At 22.5% G+C, this 19,581-nt stretch carries 17 protein-coding genes and 1 pseudogene; 4 read left to right on the forward strand and 14 right to left on the reverse strand.

Translation table 11 applies throughout. From position 1 onward, the window contains the following. Positions 1-65: 65 nt before the first annotated feature. The gene (locus MDPP_RS01105) at positions 66-1,277 is read left to right on the forward strand and encodes a DnaD domain protein (RefSeq protein WP_144658359.1); all 1,212 of its coding nucleotides are present in this window, start codon (positions 66-68) and stop codon (positions 1,275-1,277) included. A gap of 26 nt (positions 1,278-1,303) precedes the next feature. Next, positions 1,304-2,128, forward strand: a complete 825-nt coding sequence (locus MDPP_RS01110) for an ATP-binding protein (RefSeq protein ID WP_246058870.1) — start codon at positions 1,304-1,306, stop codon at positions 2,126-2,128. 591 nt (positions 2,129-2,719) lie between these two features. Here MDPP_RS01110 and MDPP_RS01115 read toward each other — a convergent pair. Next, positions 2,720-3,256, reverse strand: a complete 537-nt coding sequence (locus MDPP_RS01115) for a hypothetical protein (RefSeq protein ID WP_144658360.1) — start codon at positions 3,254-3,256, stop codon at positions 2,720-2,722. A gap of 550 nt (positions 3,257-3,806) precedes the next feature. Beyond that, complete coding sequence (locus MDPP_RS01120; RefSeq protein WP_144658361.1) at positions 3,807-5,345, reverse strand: hypothetical protein; 1,539 nt, start codon at positions 5,343-5,345, stop codon at positions 3,807-3,809. 340 nt (positions 5,346-5,685) lie between these two features. Here MDPP_RS01120 and MDPP_RS02220 point away from each other — a divergent pair, with 340 nt between their 5' ends. Further along, the gene (locus MDPP_RS02220; protein WP_420885456.1) at positions 5,686-5,784 is read left to right on the forward strand and encodes a DUF2963 domain-containing protein; all 99 of its coding nucleotides are present in this window, start codon (positions 5,686-5,688) and stop codon (positions 5,782-5,784) included. Between the two features lie 104 nt (positions 5,785-5,888). On the opposite strand, the gene MDPP_RS01125 is transcribed toward MDPP_RS02220, so the two are convergent. The 3 genes from MDPP_RS01125 to MDPP_RS01135 form a co-directional block, all read right to left on the reverse strand. Next, entirely contained in the window at positions 5,889-6,452 is a 564-nt protein-coding gene (locus MDPP_RS01125; protein WP_144658363.1) for a hypothetical protein, read from the reverse strand. A gap of 240 nt (positions 6,453-6,692) precedes the next feature. Beyond that, positions 6,693-7,883: an AAA family ATPase gene (locus tag MDPP_RS01130; protein ID WP_144658365.1), complete on the reverse strand. Its 1,191-nt coding sequence runs from the start codon at positions 7,881-7,883 to the stop codon at positions 6,693-6,695. A 61-nt stretch (positions 7,884-7,944) separates the two neighbouring features. Further along, positions 7,945-8,556: a hypothetical protein gene (locus tag MDPP_RS01135; RefSeq protein WP_144658366.1), complete on the reverse strand. Its 612-nt coding sequence runs from the start codon at positions 8,554-8,556 to the stop codon at positions 7,945-7,947. 1,062 nt (positions 8,557-9,618) lie between these two features. Between MDPP_RS01135 and MDPP_RS01140 the strand changes: the two genes are divergently transcribed. Next, on the forward strand, positions 9,619-10,407 hold the full coding sequence (locus tag MDPP_RS01140; RefSeq protein WP_144658368.1) for a Bax inhibitor-1/YccA family membrane protein: 789 nt from the start codon (positions 9,619-9,621) through the stop codon (positions 10,405-10,407). 38 nt (positions 10,408-10,445) lie between these two features. Here the strand turns inward: MDPP_RS01140 and MDPP_RS01145 are convergent, their stop codons facing one another. From MDPP_RS01145 to MDPP_RS01180, 9 genes and pseudogenes are all read right to left on the reverse strand, one after another. After that, entirely contained in the window at positions 10,446-11,048 is a 603-nt protein-coding gene (locus MDPP_RS01145; protein WP_144658370.1) for a lambda-exonuclease family protein, read from the reverse strand. A 126-nt stretch (positions 11,049-11,174) separates the two neighbouring features. Continuing rightward, positions 11,175-11,948, reverse strand: coding sequence for a TatD family hydrolase (locus tag MDPP_RS01150; protein ID WP_144658372.1), 774 nt, complete (start codon positions 11,946-11,948; stop codon positions 11,175-11,177). A gap of 146 nt (positions 11,949-12,094) precedes the next feature. Next, on the reverse strand, positions 12,095-13,474 hold the full coding sequence (gene lpdA, locus MDPP_RS01155; protein ID WP_144658373.1) for a dihydrolipoyl dehydrogenase: 1,380 nt from the start codon (positions 13,472-13,474) through the stop codon (positions 12,095-12,097). Positions 13,475-13,504: 30 nt separating this feature from the next. Further along, positions 13,505-14,257, reverse strand: coding sequence for a dihydrolipoamide acetyltransferase family protein (locus MDPP_RS01160; protein ID WP_246058871.1), 753 nt, complete (start codon positions 14,255-14,257; stop codon positions 13,505-13,507). A 48-nt stretch (positions 14,258-14,305) separates the two neighbouring features. Continuing rightward, complete coding sequence (locus MDPP_RS02190) at positions 14,306-14,542, reverse strand: biotin/lipoyl-containing protein (RefSeq protein ID WP_246058872.1); 237 nt, start codon at positions 14,540-14,542, stop codon at positions 14,306-14,308. A 104-nt stretch (positions 14,543-14,646) separates the two neighbouring features. Next, positions 14,647-15,621: a transketolase C-terminal domain-containing protein gene (locus MDPP_RS01165; RefSeq protein WP_144658386.1), complete on the reverse strand. Its 975-nt coding sequence runs from the start codon at positions 15,619-15,621 to the stop codon at positions 14,647-14,649. Positions 15,622-15,650: 29 nt separating this feature from the next. After that, the gene (gene pdhA, locus MDPP_RS01170) at positions 15,651-16,757 is read right to left on the reverse strand and encodes a pyruvate dehydrogenase (acetyl-transferring) E1 component subunit alpha (protein ID WP_144658374.1); all 1,107 of its coding nucleotides are present in this window, start codon (positions 16,755-16,757) and stop codon (positions 15,651-15,653) included. A gap of 1,138 nt (positions 16,758-17,895) precedes the next feature. After that, entirely contained in the window at positions 17,896-18,252 is a 357-nt protein-coding gene (locus MDPP_RS01175; protein ID WP_144658376.1) for a hypothetical protein, read from the reverse strand. 867 nt (positions 18,253-19,119) lie between these two features. Continuing rightward, a pseudogene (locus MDPP_RS01180) lies at positions 19,120-19,581 on the reverse strand (pentapeptide repeat-containing protein); the annotation flags it as partial.

Below are 19,581 nucleotides of genomic sequence, written 5' to 3' on the forward strand. Positions count from 1 at the left end.
TTAAAAATAAAATAAATAATTCTAAGAATAATTTTAATATAAAAAAGAAAGAGAGTTAAAATATTTTGAATACTTTGAATATTTATAATGAAATTATTTTAGGCGAAGAAGAACAAAAAAATTTGATGTTATTATACAATCCTTTAATAGGGACGAATGCAATAGGATTATATTATACTTTTTATTTTTTAAGTAAAAACAATAATTTAGTAACTGATTATAAAAGACAATTGATATTAGATATTTTAAATATAGATCAAGCAACATTTACAAAATTAAAAGAGAAACTCGAAGCTATTAGATTATTAAATACTTTCAAACATAAAGAAAAAAGTAACATTATTTATTATTTAGAAAGTCCTTTAAAATCAGCTTCTTTTTTTCAAGATCCTATTTTTAGTCATTTTTTATTAAGTGAAATCGGAGAAGAAAATTATTTTTATTTACAGCAAAAATGTTCGGATAAAAAAATATCAAAAATAAATTTTGATAATTATCATCATATTAGTAAAAAGTTTACAGATGTTTATTTTTTTCAAAAGATTAATTTTAATAATACGATATTAAAATATAATCATTTTCACGAAAACGAAAATTATTCATCTAAAAAAAATATTTTTGAAAAATATTTTGATTACTCTCTTTTTATTAGTTCTTTACCAGAACGTTTTCAAAAACCTTTTTTATTAAAATGGAATAATATTGATTATATTACCAAAATCGCTTATGTTTACGGGATCGATCCTAAAGAAATGGCTTCTTTATATCAAGAATATTTTCGTAATAGTGATTTAAAATTAATTAATGTACATGATTTGAAAATAATTATTAAAAGAAGATTTTTAAAAAATAATTATTCAATTAAATTAGCTTATATAAAGAACGAAGATAGCGATAATAGAGAAAAAGAAATGATTTTTTATTTAAAAAACACTTCTCCTAGTCGTATTATCGAAAATTTTATTAAAAATAAATATCTATCTGCTGATTTATGCGATATTGTAGAAAAACTTTTAAATCAATCAGAAATTGATCCAGGAGTTATCAATGCTTTAATGATGTATGTTTGTAAATTAAAAGCCAGCGAAGAAAAGTTTCCTACTAATTTCAATTATTTTAAAACTATTTTAAATTCATGGACACAAAAAGGGATCATTTCTACCGAAACAGCTTATGATTTTTTAGTTGAAGATCGAAAAAATACAAATAATTTTAGAAAAAAAAATAATCGCCCTAAGTGGTTAGATGATATTGATAAAGAATTAGGCATTTCATAAATAATAATTAAAAAAAGGATATTTATATGATTGATTTATCTGAAAAAAAAATGTTAGAACAAATGCGAGAATATATCAATCAATTTGAAGAAACTAAAAATTTAAAAATTGATGATAAGGATGTTCTTGTTGTTTATAATTATTTACAAAATAAATCAAAAAACAATATCTTTTGTTATCAAATGGTTTTAAAAACAACTCCTTATATTCATGTTGTTTTAAAAGAAACACTACAAACAAAAAAAATGTATTTTGAAAATGATTTGAAATCAATAAATAATTTATTTTATCAAGAATTAAAATTAGATAATTTTACCATTACAAAATTCAAAAACCAGATTAATAATAATAATCAAGCGCAAACAGAAGTTTTAAAAAAAAGTCAACAAATTATTAAATCTTTTTCTAAATCTAAAAAAGGTTTTTATTTATATGGTATATTTCATACAGGTAAAACTTTTCTTTTAAAGGCATTAGCTAAAGAATTAATACAACAAAAGATTTCTGTTTTATTACTTTTTATGCCTGATTTAACAAGACAATTTAAGAATAATTGGTCTTATAATGATAATTTAGAATATAAATTAAATTATTTAAAAAAAATTTCTTGTTTGATTTTAGATGATTTAGGTGCAGAAAATATGAGTACTTTTTTTAGAGATGAAATTTTTTTTCCTTTTTTAAAATATCGTTACGAAAACAAATTACTTACTTTTTTTAGTAGTAATTTAAGTTTAAAAGATTTAAAGAATCGTTTTAATTCATTTCAAGATTTTGATAGCGGCACTAAAGCTTCTAAGATTATTCATACCATTAAACAATTAACTGATATATATGAATTTTTTAGATAATATAGTTTGATTTTAGATAAAAATATATTTTTAATTATATTAAATATAATTTAAATTTTTTTTTTATTATTAAAAATAAAAAAATATATAGAAACCTATAGTAATAAGAATTGCCTCAATAGCAAATCGATATCGATATGAAAAATAAAAATAATCAACAAAAAATTAAGTAATATTTTAACAATTAAGACTCTCCAACAAGAGTTTTTTTAATACCGAAAAAAGATAAATAATAAAAAATATCAACAAAAAAATTAATAAAATAAAAAAAAGAAAACTAAAAAAAAACAAATAAAAAATCAAATAAGCAATAAAATTACTTAGAAATAGACTTAAATTATTATATATTTAATCGAAAATAAAAATCAAAATTGTAATAATTTACAAAAAAAATTTCAAAATAATTAAAAAAAAAGAATACCAAAATTAATATTTTTATATAAATTTTAATTAAATCATTTTTTTATGTCTTTTTTAATAATTTTTTTTATAAAAGATATTTTATTAAAATATAAAAAAATAATAGAAAAAATTATATGATATTTTTTTTAAAATTATTAAATTTATTTAATTATGAGCAAAAATAAATTTTCAATTAAATTTAGATTTCCAATTTGGCATTATTTCATTTAATAAATATGTTATTGCATGAAAAAAACAGTATCCATCCCCTAAGGTATCATTCGGTTTATTAATAAAAAAATGATCATTACTATTTTTCAATTCTAAATTAATAATTTCGTTTTTAAATGAGAAAAAAGAAGTATAACAATCTATTTTATTCACTTTTAAATTTATTTTTTTCTCTAATTTTTGAGATAAAAAATCTATAGTGGAATAAATTAATAGAGTACTTGCTGTTGATAAATTATTATTGAAAACTTTGTCTCTAAATGTTTCCGGATCTGCTTCATAAATTCTTTCATAATGTTTTTTTAATTCTATATCTTCCGTTTGATTCATTCCTTTGTCAAAATTTTCTAATCCTAATATTGCTAATTTGTGAATAAATTCTAATTCTGTTTTTTCATTATTTGTTGAAGATTTTTGTTTTTCTATCACTAGATAAATAAAAATCAAAATTATAAAAAACTTTAAAATAAAAATTATGATATATTTTTTTTTCATTTTTTAACTATTTTTTCATTTAATTACATAAATCAAAATTAAACTCATTACACTTTCGATATTACTAACGTTAAATTTTAAAATTATTTTTTATTTATAAAAAATATAAATAAACCAACATTTATTATTTAAAATAAAATTTTTTTTATCAAAACAAGAGAAATAATTTTTTTATACAAAAAATTACATATAACTTATTTTCTCTCGAACTGCTATATTTTGAATTATAGTTAGTTTTATTTCTCGAGTATTTATTATTATTTTTGGAGAAAACCACACTCTTTTTACTTTTTTTACGATATTTCTACTTGTTTTATCTTGCTAATTAACTTATTTTTTTGAATCTTTGATATTTCGTATTTTTTAATTTGTTTCCTTATCAGTTTCTGCTACTTTTTATTTTGTTATTGCTAATTAATTTATCATTAAAGAACGAATATTATTTTCTCTTTCGATTTATGAAAGCCATATAAAATTGAAAAAGTAATTAAAAGACCAAGTTGTCTGAATAAACAACTTGGTTTAACTTTTTTAAATCGAAATTAAAAATTTATTCTTTTTCTATTATAAATTTATCAGAAGAATAAATATCTTGTTGAAAAATGATATATTCTACCATATTTTTTGTAACATTGTCTGAATCTCTTTGATATCCAGAAACATATTCTTTTCCATCGTAAAAGTTTCTTCTACCGATTATTTCATCATTTTTAGACAATAAAACATTTTCATCTATAATTGAATTATATTTGAAATTCTTGGATGATTTAATTATAATTGGTATTTGATCATTGAAAAATTTTTGTCCGTCAAACCCATATATGTGTTTTCCTACTTGAAGAATATAAAAAAACCAACCGTTTTTTCCGTTTTCTTTGGCTTTTATATAAATATCCTTCGGATAATATTTTTTATTTTTTTCAAAAAGTTTAATTCCTGAAGGAATTCTTTTTTTATAAAAAATATAAGCTTCTTCTATTATATCATTATTTTTTAATAAATCTTCTAATGAGTATTGAAAATTTTCTATTGATGGCATTCCTTTATTTTCAAAATATTTAAAGTAAACACCAAAAAGTGATTCTGAAGGATTTTTGATGTACCATTCGATATTTGAATCTTCAGGAATGTTATTTTTATTAAAACTTGGATTCACAATATTTATGTTTTTTGGATAAATATTTTTTTGATTTAAAATTTTTTTCATTTCTTCTAAATTTTCAACTTGATATTCATTTTTTTGAATTTCATTTTGTTTTTTATTTTTTAATTTAAAGACATAAATATTTTTAGCTCCATTATGTCTTTGATAAAATTCCGTATTTGTTCTTTCTTTATTGTTATTATTAATAAATCTAATTCCATCATCATAATAAATTGCTGTTGGTTTCATTTCTTCTATTGCGAATTTTCCTAATGGTTCCACAATTCCTTTATTTATTGATGGATTATAACAATTTAAATGAATTTGTTCGAGTGATAAAAAAATTTTTTGTTTTTCTAAATATTCTTTGATAAATTGTTTTTTATCTTTGTTAAAAGGTAAATCGGTTATAACGTGGTGAATTGATATATCAAAAGTATTACTTTTTTCTATATCCCAAAAAACAAAAATATTTTCAAAAGATCTTTTTTCTTCTAATAAATCTTGTAAAGTATATTTATCATCTTTTCTCAGATATTGAGAATGTAAAGAATTTTTGTTCGGCTTTAAATGCACATATAAAAGACCATCAGAATTATTTTTTAAATTAAAATAATGTTTATTATTTTCATAATCGTTAAAAAAAGGTTTCTTCTTGTCTATACTTGTAATTGTATCTTTAATATTTAAATTATGTAAAATTAAATTTATTTCTTTTTCGTCTTTAACAAAAAAATCATATCGAAATTTTTCAACTTGAGTTTCTTTTTTGAGATGATTTACACTAAAAGATGAAATTTGAGATGATCGATTCTTTGGTTTTACTTGTTTACTTTCTTTCTTTTTTTCAGAAGATGAAAGAAGAACAAATGTTATCGATAAAAATAAAATTATAATCAAAAATATTGCTATTTTGAAAATATTTTTTGTAAAATTTTTTTTCATTTTTTTTTTTTTTTTCTAAAATTTAGTAATTTTTGTGAAAATATGTCAATAATTTGTACTTTTTTTAAATATTAAAAATAAATATTAAATTTTTATTTTTAACAGTACATAATATATTTTAAATTATACAATTTCAAAAAAAACATAAAAATAAATTGAACATTAAAGTTCAAATTGTAATTAAAAAAGACTAACTCAAAAGTTAGTCTTGGATGTGAAAAAAAGATGTTTGTATCGTGAGATTATTAATTTAAATTGAAAAAATTATACATTAATAAAAGAAATCAAATATTTTTATCACTTTTGATTTTATTTTCAATTTTGCTGATATGTTTGTTTAATTAAAAAATACAATAAAAAAGGTAAATTAATCAAAATAAACATCTACAAAAACAATGGTAAAATAATTAATTTCATTAATGGATATAATAAATTTTAATTGGTTAAAAAAGCAAGAAGGAAAATATGAAACAATAAATTGTAAAATTTTTAAAAATAGATTAAAAAAAGACCTACTTTCCTTGATAAAGATGTGAACTAATGTTAACGGTAAATGTCTTCATTATTTGGGACGACATGGATATTGTTGTTGTTGGATAACATATTATCATTTGTTTCTTTAGATTCATCCCAAAAGACAAAAATTTTTTCGATGGCGATTTTATATTTTAGAAGTTCTTCTAAAGTGCATTGATTACCTTTATCATCAGGATATTGTTCTTTAAAAGGATTTTTTCTAGATTTAACATAAACACCTAATAAACCTTCTGGTGGTGATTTAAAATGAAAAAAATTTTTTTTATCTTTATCATTATAATCATAGTTATATTCATTATAACTAGGTTTTTCGAAAATACATGAAATATCGATACCATGAGAAGATTTTAATGTTTTTGAAATATCATCTTTATTTTTCACAAGATATTTAATTTTTTCTATTTCGGGTTGTTCGCTTAACCATTCGTTTCGGAGACTTTCATAATCAACAAGTTTGATTTCAGTTTTAATCTGACAATGAAAATAATTATGAGCATGTATTTGTTTATTAAATAAAAATAAAATCAAAAATTGAATGATTAATAAAATTTTTTTTAAATATCTTAACATTTGTTTACCTCCTTTATTATTTTAAATAATATTATTTTATTTGATTTATGTTCAAAGAAATCTCGAAAAATGAATTTTGTTTGAAATAAAAAAGTCTTTCGAAAGAAAATAGATTAGAGTTGTATTTTGCTCAATAATTTTAATTGATTGTTTTAAATTAAAAGTTACTTTTTTAGTTTTTTGAAATAATTTTTATCCCTATTTCGAAATATAAAGATTTTTTAATTTTTAGATTTTTGGTCATGATTTTTCGTTTTCGATTTTTTCAAGGATATTATCGTCTTGAGAAATGGTCATTTTGTAAGCTTTTTTTAAGTCTTCTTTGTTGATGTCGTTTCTTTTGGTTTCGCCTTGCCCGCGGTTTTGAGCGAAGATGGTGATGGTTGTTTTTAAGAGGTTTTCTAATGTGCGGTTGGTTTTTTTGAATTCTTGGTCCGCAGGTAATCTTTCCAAAGCCTCGTTAATGACCTCATATAAATATTGTTTGGCTTCGTCAGAATACGGATTATTACGTTTTTTGATTAAAAATTCTAAAAATTGTTTTCTTTCTTCTTTGTTGCCTGGTTTTACTTCGATATTGTAAGTGAATCTTGATTTAATTGCTTCGTCGATTTGATCGATGTGGTTTGTCGCGCCAATAATGAAAATTGGTTTATTTGGATTGTTATCCATCGAAGTCATTTCGGTTTTGAATTGGTTAACCACATTGGCAATTTCGGAACCAGCTTCTAATGTGCTTAAATCAGTAAAGATTGTTTCACATTCATCTAAGAAAATAATCGATCCTTTGTTGTTGGCTGCTTCTTCGCGAGCATTTTCAAATAAATCTTTGACAATTTGAGGGGCATCTCCTTTAAATTTTTGAGAAAATATGGAACTACTGATTTCAAAGAAAGGTAAATTACTTTCTTTGGCTAAAGCTCTTGCAAGAGTTGTTTTCCCAGTTCCTGGAATTCCATACATTAAGATGCCTAAGGGTGATTCAACTTCACCAATGTTGGCGTAGTTTTCTTTGTTCTTAAGATAATCAATGAAACCATCTAAGGCTTGTTTTTCTTCTTTGAAACCGATTAATTTTTCGAAATTGGGAAATTTAGTGTTGTCTACTGGATGAAAACGTTTTTCTTCTTCAAATTTTTTTTGAATAGTAGATTTTTCAATGTTATCATTATCTAACGAAGGAGGTTGTGAAAGATTTGTTGATTCATTTTCATTTTCCTTATTTTCAATACTTTGTCGTTGTTGTTCAGAGTTTTTTGCTTTATTTTCAAGAAAGGATATTTCTTTTTCAATTTTTATTAAAATTTGGTGATGAATCCAAGCATAAGTTCCTATATAACAAAAAGCAAATAATAGAATAATTGTTAACAAATTATAAGTTGAAAAAGAGAGTTCTTTTTTAATTTTGTTTGTAGAATTTTCATTTTTCATATTAAATCCCCTTTTTAAAAACAAGACCAAGAAAATTTTTTCGGTCTTGTTTAGTAATTAGTTAAGCTATATTAGTAATTGCATTTTTAATTGTTTGACTACCAGCGCCATAAGCTTTACCATTGGAATCGACTAATTCGTAATCACAAATTAAGTCTAATTTAGGGTTTTTAGCAGTAATAAAATCTTTTTGTTGGACTTTAATTTCAATTTTAAGTGTTCCAACGCCGCTGCTATCTAATTTCATTTGTGGACGTTTCGTTTCGTCGTAACTGTTGTTATCAACTTCTGAACCAACAAGAAAATATTTTTCTGGATCGTTAAAAGTGCTGTGCGTGTCGTATTTGAAAGCCACTTTTAATAAAAGGGGAGTCGTTGAAAGATCCATGCCGTTTGAGTTTAATGTTGCTTTGTGGTTGATTATGATCGCATGATCGTATTTTTGTTTGTTGAAATTAGGAATCGATAATGGTATAAGGGTTTTATCATTGTTATTTCCGCCTGTTCGCGCAACATTGAAAACTGGAAATTCATTCTCATTCATTAATTTAATTTGTTCTGTTCTTTGACTCGTAAAATATTTTGTGATTGCATGAATTGAAGAGATTGTAAAAAACGAACAAATAATTATTAAAAAAATAATTTTAACTTTATTTTTGATTTGTGTTCTCATTATTTTTATTTTCCTTTATTTTTTTCAATTCAATATTTAAATAAGCAAAATATATTACAATTAAAAAAATAAATAAAATAACCTATATAATAATATATTTTGATATTTTCTTATATTCTATTTTATTTAATTATATAAAATTTTACAATTTCTTTTTAAAATTAAACCATTATAAACGAAAATTTTTAAATATTTGAATTAATAATAAAAAAACAAATTTTTTATAAAATAAAATTAAAAATATAATAAAAAAATTATTAAATTAATTTAAATATTATTAATTTAATTTTTCACATAAAATTATTATTATATAGAAAAAAATATAAAAATCAACTTTTTTTGATAATTTAATCTATTTATTTATATATTTTAGCATATATATGCTAAATTTATTGAAATTTTAATCAAAAAAATATTTTTAATGAACAAAAAAATAAAATATATTTTATATGTTTAAATTTATTCTACAAAATAGAAAATAAAATTTCTTTTTACTAATTTTAAAAAAAATACCATAAAAATAAAAATTGCCATTTTTCACTATATTATATAATTTTTTTATATTAATATATTTTAATAAAAATATTAAATCATTCAATTATAAAAAAAGATTACATATGTTATATAATTATGTTGTATAAGTTGATTGATAAATGAAAATTAGGAAAAAAGATAAAGATAATGAAAAAAATCCAAAAATTATCATATTATTATATTTATTTATCATTTTTAAATTTATTGATATAATAATCTAATAATTACTATGTATTATGGTAATTATGATTATTTTATAATCATAATATTTGTATTTTGATAATTTAATTTAAAATTAATTATATTATTTTTGATTATTTTATTTATCATAATTTCTATCTTTGATTTATGAAATATTTTATCATTATGAATGCACTCATATAATATATATAATATAATAAGAATTTATAGTTATTTATGTGAGTTAAAGTTTATTCAGTTAATATATTGATAATATATATATTATCAATATATTAACTTTATTTATCGAAATTGATTTAAAAATTGAAATTTTAAGGAGTTAAAAACATGTTAAATGAAAAAAATCCAAAAAGAAGTAATCTCTTTTTTAATAATTTGTTAAAAGAAATTTCAGAAGAAAAAAATAAAAAATCTAACGAAATTATTTATTTGAAAACAAAAACAACATGTACACATTTATCTATTTTTGTTAAAACTTTATTTTTGTTTCTTTTGGTTTTTGTATCTGGTTTATTTGCTTTTTTCCTTTCGCCTGAAACAATTTCAATTTCTGCGATGACAAAAATAGGAATATTATCATTGATACAATTTTTTTTGATAATAATAAGATGTTCTAAAAAATATTTTAGAAGAATAGCTATATTTTATTCTCTTATTGAAGGAGTTAATTTTGGTTTTATCTTGAGATTATTAAATTATCATTATTCTAATATATTTTTTATATCTATAATTGCTTTATTATCTATTTGTTTATTATTTATCATTATTCATTCTTTACATGCTTATAATATCATTGAGGTAAACAATAAAACTAGAATTTTCTTATCAATTTCTCTTTTTATTCTTTTTATAATTTATGTTTTGCAAATTGTATTTTTATCAAAATCTTTAGAACATTCATTTTTAGGTTTATTAATATCTGGTTTTGGTCTTTTTATTGCTTGTTTAACTTTGGCGGTTGATTTAGAAGATTCACGATATATAGTGCAACAGAGATTAAGTAAAGAATACGAATGGCGTATTGCGATGGGTTTTTTGATAACTTTTGTATTTATGTTTTGGCAAATAATACAAATATTAATTAGATTAGGTTTTTTAAAAGAAAGAGAAGAATAAGCCCAAAAATAAAAACCAATAATGAATAAATTTTAATTTTATTCATTATTGGTATCTAATTTTTTTATAAAATTTTTCATTTGTAAAAAAATATCATAAAAATTATGACATTTTTGATACATATCATCTATAAAGTTTTTGTTTTTGAAAATTTCTTTTACTTTAAGATTTTGATAAGTCTGATACACTAAAAAAAATGCTTTATCAGCTTCAGAACAATAAAGTTGAGCTTGAATTTGTGCATAGTAAAATATGGGTATTCTATCATTCATAATAAAATTTTGCCAAGTAGATGTATTTAACGAAATAGGGCATTTGATTTCTAAAATAGTTTGAGAATCTTTATGCCAGCCATCTAAAGAGGCTGAAAAAAAATTTTTAACAAAAACAGCAGGTTGAAATTTTGTTTTGTTAATTTCATTAAATAAATTACGCGCTTCTGGTTCTAAAGTTCTTCCGTGATACATAGCTTTATTATCTTTAATTTTTTCACCGAAAAGTTTTCTTTTTAAAAGGTTTTGTTTAGTTTCAAAAGGATTTAAATCCATAATAATAGATACTTCAGAAGCATTAATGTAATTTTGTCTATGTTTATGCCATTCATTCGAGTTTTGTTTTAAATTTATATTAAAATGATTCATAAATATATACCTTTGTTTATATATTTTTTTTAGATAAAAAACGCCATATGTTTCAATATGATGTAAAATAAGAATATATAATAAATCAATAAAATAAAATCGATATTTTATCAAACAATTATTTTTTTAAGAAATATCAAGAGAAAATAATTTTTGAACGTTAGATGTAGTTTGTTGAGCTACTTTTTCTAAAGTTATATTTCTTAAAGAAGCGATTTTTTCAGCTATTATTTTAATAAATGCAGGTTCATTTCTTTTTGATTTTTCGATAGGATAAGGAGTTAAAAAAGGAGAATCTGTTTCTAAAAAAATATTTTCTAGAGGAATATATTTAGCAATCTTGTGGGCTTCAAGAGCTTTTTCATAAGTAATAATACCACCAATGCCTATATAAAATCCTAATTCTATAGCTTTTTTAGCTTCTTCAAAAGAAGTAACTAAACAATGAAATACTCCACGAAGACGATTTTTGTAAGGAAGTAAAATTTGATATAATTCTTCAAAAGATTGTCTTGCGTGCAAAATCAAAGGTAAATTATATTTTAAAGCTAAATTAATTTGGATTTCAAGATTTTTTTTTTGTATATTTAAAGAATCTTTTTCATGACATAAATCTAATCCAATTTCTCCAATCGCTATAATTTGAGAATTTTTTTTTTTTAAATATTTTTCTATATTTAAAGGATTTTCATTTTGCCAATAACAAGGGTGAATACCTACAGCAACTTTAATAAAAGAATGTTTTGAAGCTAATTCAATAGCTTTTATATTTGTTTTTTGATCTAAACCAGGAACAATAAAATATTTAACATTATTAGAAAAAGCTCTTTGGATAACATTATTTAAATCTTTATCAAATATTTTTAAATTAAGATGTGCATGAGTGTCAATTAATAACATATTTTTTACTTTCAAAAATTTTTCTATTTTAAATTTTTATTAATATTTGTTTAAATTTGATAAAAATATTAATTATATTTTATAAAATCAAAAAAAATAATTAAAAACCCACAAAAAATATATGGGTTTCGAACTAAATGTTTATTTTATATATGGATAGGTTTATCGATTACACCTAAAACAGTTTCTAATGTTAATTCTGATAAAGTAGGGTGCGGGTGAATAGTATGTGCTACATCATAAGCTGTTGCGTTAAATTCCATAGCTAAGCCAATTTCACTAATTAAATCAGTTGCATTATATGCTAAAATATGCATTCCTAAAATTTTTAAATTTTTTTGTTCAACAATAATTTTAGCAAAACCTTCTGTTTCGCCATCAACTAAAGCTTTGCCTATTGCGGAAACAGGAAATTTAAAAGTTTTATAACTAATATTTTTTTGTTTTAATTGTTCTTCTGTGAAACCTATGGAAGCGATTTCAGGAAAACCATAAATACAAGAAGGAATATGGTCATAATTCATAGGTTTTAAATGTAATGTTTGTTCTAAAGCATGAAAAACAGCTACAATTCCTTCGTGGGTAGCTACATGAGCTAACATAAATTTACCATTAACATCGCCAATAGCATAAACATCTTCTACAGAAGTTTTTAAAAAATTATCGGTAACAATTCCTGATTTCTCTGTAACTAAATTTAATTTTTCAATCCCTTTTAAATTAGGTTTATTCCCAATAGCTAATAAAATAATATCAGCTTTTTCTTGTTTTTGTTCGTTTTTATATAAATAATGAACTTCTCTATCTTTAACTAAATTCACTTGTGATTCTGTAAAAATTTTAATACCGTTTTTAATTAATTTTTGAGTATAAGTATTGATAATATCTTTATCCATAGTATTTAAAATACTATTTTGTTTTTCTATAATAATAACTTCAGAACCAAACTTATTAAAAATAGTTGCGAATTCAACACTAATGACTCCGCCACCAATAATTATTATTTTTTTTGGATATTTATCTAAATTGACTATTTCTTTACTAGTGTAAAGTGTTCCTTTTTGATATGCTTCTTGAACTCCTTGGATTGGAGGAATTAAAGCACTTGCACCAGTCGCTATAATAAGTTTTTTCGTTTTTAAAATTTTTTCATTTACTTTAATTTGATGAGGAGTTAAAGCTTCAGCAAAACCATGATAAACATCAATTTTATTTTTTTTTAATAAATGATTAATACCATTTATTAATTGTTTTACTATTTTATTTTTACGTTCTAAAACTGAAAGCCAATTAAAATTTATAGTTACTGAAGCATTAATACCAAAATTAGAAGCATTGTTTAAAAAATGAAAAATTTTAGCGCTTTTGAGATAAGCTTTGGTAGGGATACAACCATAATTTAAACACATTCCGCCTACTTTGTGATCTTCAATTAAAGCCACTTTAGCCCCCAATTGAGATGCTTTAATAGCAGCAACATAACCACCAGGACCGCTACCTATAACTAAAATATCATATTTCAACATAATTTTATTACCTTAATCCAATAAATTTTTTTAAAAAATATGATTTTCTAATATAGTTGTATCATTTAAAAGTGATGTAATTTTATTTAAAAATCTTACAGCATTTGCTCCATCTATTATACGATGATCAACTGTTATAGAAAGATGCAGAACATTTGCAATATAAATTTCTTCGTTTTTAACCATTGGTTTTTTCAGGATTTTCCCAATACCTAAAATAGCCAATTCAGGATGATTAACAATTGGTGTTCCATATAAAGCTCCAATTGAACCATAATTACTTAAGGTAAAAGTACCTTTTTGAATATCTTCCAATTCTAATTTCTGATCTATAGTTTTTTGAACTATTTGTTGAATTTTTTGAGCCAATTCAATAATGGTTAATTCTGCAATATTTTTAATGTTAGGAGCTATAAGACCACTTTTTGTATCTATAGCTATTCCTAAATTAATTTTTTTTTTCAAAATTATTTCATCTTTTTCATCATCAAAACTAGCATTAAATAAGGGGAATTCTTGCAAAGCTAACGAAACTGCTTTAGCAATAAAACACATATAAGTTAATTTAACGTTTTTTTCTTGTGCTAATGGTTGTATTTTTTTTCTAAGATCAACTAATTTATCAATATCTACTTCATCTATTAAAGTAGTTTCAGGAATTATAGTTTTAGCAATAATCATTTTTTTTGCAATTGTTTTTCTTAAACTAGAAATTTTTATTATTTCTACATCATCTGATATTTTTTCTTTTGAATTAATTTTTTTATTATCATCTTTAGACATAAGAACTTTAACTCCTTATTTTATATTATTCAAATATTAATTATTTTTCTAATCGTTTTGGATATGTACTAATAAATCACCTACTTGAATTTCTTCTTTTTCTTTTTTATATATTTTAAAGACAGTTCCTTTAGTAGGTGAAGTTATTTCAACAGTTATTTTCGCTGTTTCAACAGAAACTAAAACATCTCCTTCGTTAACTTTATCACCTTCTTTGCGTTCCCAAGTTACGATTTTACCTTCGTTGATACCTTCTCCAACATCATTAAAACGTAATTCAACCATTTTTTTCGACCTCTTTTTATTTTTGATTTATTTTTTGAATTTTTTATTATTGATGTAAAAACATATAAAATGATTAAAAATAATCATTTTATGATAATGTAAAACTAATTAAAAATTTTTTTAATCCCATGAATTATTTTATTAGGATTTAACATTTGATGATGTTCTCCTCTTGCAAGAGGCATAATAATGTCATATCCAGTGATTCTTTTTGGAGAACATTTAAGATAAGAAAAAATATTTTCATTAACTAAAGTTATTAACTCTCCAGCTGGTCCAAAAGTTCTTGTAGCTTCATGTGCAACGACTAATCTTCCTGTTTTTTTAACAGAATTTAAAATAGTTTCTTTGTCTATAGGATTGATAGTTCTTAAATCTATTAATTCAACAGAAATATTTTCTTTTTCTAAAATTTTAATTGCTGATTGAGCGATTACAATTGCAGAACTCCAAGCAATTAAAGTTATATCTTTACCTTTTTTGACAATATTTGCTTTACCAATTTCAACTTCATATTCTTCAACAGGAATATCTTGTTTGGTACTTCGATATAATAATTTAGGTTCCATATAAACAACAGGATTGGGATCTTTAACAGCAGCTATTAAAAGTCCTTTAGCATCATAAGGAGAAGAAGGAACTACCACTTTTAAACCAGGAATAGAACCAAAAATAACTTCTAAAGATTCTGAGTGATGTTCTAAAGCTTTAACGCCGCCACCGACAGGAAATTTAATTACCATAGGGCAAGAAAAAGTATTACGAGAACGATTTCTCATTCTAACTCCGTGGGAAATTAAATCTTGTAACCCTGAATAAACAAAACCATCAAATTGGATTTCTGCAATAGGTCTTAACCCATTTATAGCCATCCCAATAGCACTACCAATAATAGCAGATTCAGAAATAGGAGTATCGAAAACACGTTTTTCTCCGTATTTAGCTTGTAAACCAGCAGTAAGTCTAAAAACGCCTCCTAATTTACCAATATCTTGACCAAATAGAAAAATTTTAGAATCTTTAGCTAAAAGAATATCTAGAGTATGATTTATCGCTTGTAAGAGATTTACTGTTAACAATTGGGGAGAGTTGTTTTGATTTTTCATTTTTATTTTCCTCCATCAGATTTTTCTAATGTTTTTAAAAATTCTTGATGTTCTTTGTATTGTTCCTTTAATTGAGGAGTCATTTGGTCGTAAATATTTTCAAAAATTTCTATTGGTTCTACTTTGTCACCATAATTAAGAATTCTTTGATGTGTTTCATGAACATGATTTTTGGCTTCTTCTTCAATTTTATTAATTAATTCTGACGTTAAAATGTTTTTATTTGATAAATATTTTTGAAAACGTTGAATAGGATCTTTTTTTTGCCATTCTAATTCTTCATCTTTGGAACGATATAAACTAGTATTATCATTTGTAGTATGAGCGCCCATACGATAAGTGAAAATTTCTATTAAAGATGGTCCTTTTCCTTGTCGAGCTTCTTCAATATATTTTTTCATTGCAACATGTACGGCTAAAATATCATTACCATCAACTTGAATACTAGGTATACCGAAAGCATATGCTTTTTCTGCTAATGTTTCTGTACGAGAAGCTATTTTTCTAGGAGTTGAAATTGCATATTGATTATTTTGAATAGCGACTACTAAAGGAACTTGATATACAGAAGCATAATTTAACCCTTCATAAAATTCTCCATGAGCAGTTCCACCGTCACCGATAGTAGCTAAAGTAACTTCTTTTTTATTTTGTAATTTACTAGCTAAAGCTAAACCAGCTCCTATATTAATACTTGAACCAATAATAATATTAACAGGCAACATATGTTTAGAAAAATCCATTTTAGAACCTTTTTCGTTACCGAACCAATATAAATATACATTTTCTAAAGGAATTCCGCGATATAAATATATTCCTATATCACGAAAATATGGAGAAACCCAATCTGAATCTTGTAAAGCTGATGCCGAACCTACCTGTCCTGCTTCATGACCTTTATTGATAACATAATTAAGCATTCTTCCTTGACGTTGATATTCTACAGCTTTTATATCCGCTACCCTTGATAAAACCATTGTTTTGTACATTTTAAGTAATTTTTCTTCGGATAATTTAGGTTCTAATTGATAATTAACAATATTTCCTTCAAAATCTAAAATTTGTAATCTTTTTTCTTTCCAACAATCATTTTTATCAATTATTTTCATTAAAAACTCCTTTTAATCTAAAAATTAAATGTTAATAAATTAGTTTCAAAATATTAAAAATAAAAATTTAAATTATAATATATAGTAAATTATTTTTTTATATTAAACTAATTTTTTTATTATCTAGATAAAATTCAAATAAAAAAATAAATAAATTTCTTTATTTTTGTATTTTTAAACTACCATAAATAATAATAAACCTAATTACATATTCAATTATAACTTATTTTTATTTTTTTATTTATTTTAAGTAATTCATAAGTATTATTTTTCGTTTTTTTAATCAAAAATCTAATTATTATTAAAATTAATATCTTTCTTTATTTTTCTAATAAAAAAATTAAAAATATTTATAATAATTTTGGATTTTTTATGAAAACAATTTATTTTTCATTTAACATAAAATAAATAAATTTATTGAATTTTTAAAAATACTAATAAATCAAATATTTTTGATAAGCGATAAAAAAACTGTAAAAAATAAAAAAATAATTTTATTTTCAATTATTAGAACTTAAACCCTTTTAGAAATAAAATCTTTTATTTTGGTGACAATTTAATTTTTCATGTTAAGATGTAGGTAATTAATAAATTAATTTGATTTCTAAAAAGTTCTTTTTTAGAAAAAAAATTGTCTTTTTAACGGTTCCATTTTACTGAAGCACAACCAGCTGCCCTAAGTTAAAATCTCTTCGACTTCTTCTTAGGTGGATTCCATGTTATTTATATTTCAATTAAGCAACAAATAACTTTTATAATATCATTGTTGGTTTGTATACTATACGAATTATGTAACTGCGTATAGGTTACGATATTACATCTCTAATATGCGTTCTTAGCCCATTTCAGAGTTTTCCATAGGTATAAAATCAACTTGCGAATTCTTCTTGGTTAGTTATTTCGCCTCAAATCGCTTTTTAGCTCTGATGTAATCCGTTGTTTTTTCGTTCATACGAACCGAGCTAATGCTGCAAGATCTTAATCAACTTTGTAGTTGGTTAAACTACGAATATTTTAGTATCTTTGGCTTCCGCTTCTTTGCTATAAATTTTCTGAATTAATTCTTTAGTAAATTGTTCAGTTATTCTTTCGTTCATTTTTTCCTTTTTTAAACATAAAAATTTATAATAATAAAAAATTATCTATCTTTTGGATAATCTCCTAAAAGAATAAAAAGACCAGAAAGAAAACTCAAAGTAGGAAAACAAATAATGCCAACAATAATACGTGTTAGATTACTTGCTTCACCGCGAAAAATAGATAAATTAAGCATAGTCCACAACAAACATATAATAAAAAATAAAACATTATAAATTACTGGTGAAAACAAAAACAAATTATGATCCGAATTATAATTATACAAAAACATACCAACAGAACCAAAACAACACCCAAGAAGACCAATAAAACTCCAAAATAATTGGAAAAAACAACCAAGTTTAATAAGGTCACCAACAAATCTTCTTTGTGAATATGTATGTTTTAAATAAGCCATTTTTTAATTACCTATCTTTCTTTTTTATTTTTTAATCTATATATTTTCTTTAGTTAAAATTTTTTTTAAATAAATTGTATCATTTTATTGGAGATATAGATTCAAAAAAAACGCATGGGGTTTTCTATATTTTGAAATAAGTTTATAACTTTCTGCTAATGTAGCAGCGTTGGAGCGTGTTCTTTTTTAATATCAACGGTTTAACAAATTATTAAGGTGATTAAGACCTTATAGCATTAGCTCGATTCTATTGAAAGTTTGGTTCTTTGTTTTAATTATTCTTTTTCTATTCTATATCGTTTTCTAATTTTTCAATTAAATTTAAAATAAAACTAAAATCACTAATATTTTTAACGTTATTAAAAACAACAAAATAATTATTTTTATTTTTTTTAAAAAAATTCATGCTTTAATATCCTTTCTAATAAATAATATTATCTAATAAATAAAATATATTAAAATAATATTAAAATTGTATTATCTTCTAAAAAAACGATTACTATTATTATATAAATTTTATTTTGTTAATGTTAAATAAAAAAGTTTTATATATTAATTAATTGGTAATAGGTTACAAGAATTTATTATATCTTGTTTATTCTATTCTTTCTAGGGTTCTGGGGTAGTTGTGATGATAAAAGAAAAAGACCCTGGAAAGGGTCTTAATCCTATAAATCAACTATCTTATTTTGTCAGCGATGCTTTTTTGCTGGTTTTGTTTCTTCTTGTTTTGTATTAACAGTATATCTCTTGTTCAGCATATTTATTCTGAATTAATCTTTTTACCTTTTTCAAACTTGGAAAAAGCAAAATCAATTATCAAAAGTTTTTATAATATTCCTAATTAAAATGTTTTGAACAAATTATTTAGTTTTTTGGTTTTTTCTTCAAATTTTGATTTTTATTGATAACAAACATGACAAATATGATACTCATAATAACAATCACAAGAAAAAATATTGTTATATTAAAACTTTTGTTAATTTCATTATCTGTTGCTGTAAATCCAGCATTTTTTAATTCTGTTGCTGTAAATTGAGCATTTATTAATTCTTTTGCTTTAAATCCAGCATCTTTTAAATCTTTTACTGTATAGTCAGCTTTTAATTCTGTTGCTGTAAATCCAGCATCTTTTAAATCTTTTACTGTATAGTCAGCTTTTAATTCATTTGCTTTAAATCCAGCATTTTTTAATTCTGTTGCTGCAAATCCAGCATTTTTTAATTCTGTTGCTGTAAATCCAGCATCTTTTAATTCTGTTGCTTGAAATCCAGCATTTTTTAATTCTGTTGCTGTAAATCCAGCATCTTTTAAATCTTTTACTGTATA

The organism is Candidatus Phytoplasma pini, from assembly GCF_007821455.1.
In the GTDB taxonomy this organism is placed as follows: domain Bacteria; phylum Bacillota_I; class Bacilli_A; order Acholeplasmatales; family Acholeplasmataceae; genus Phytoplasma; species Phytoplasma pini.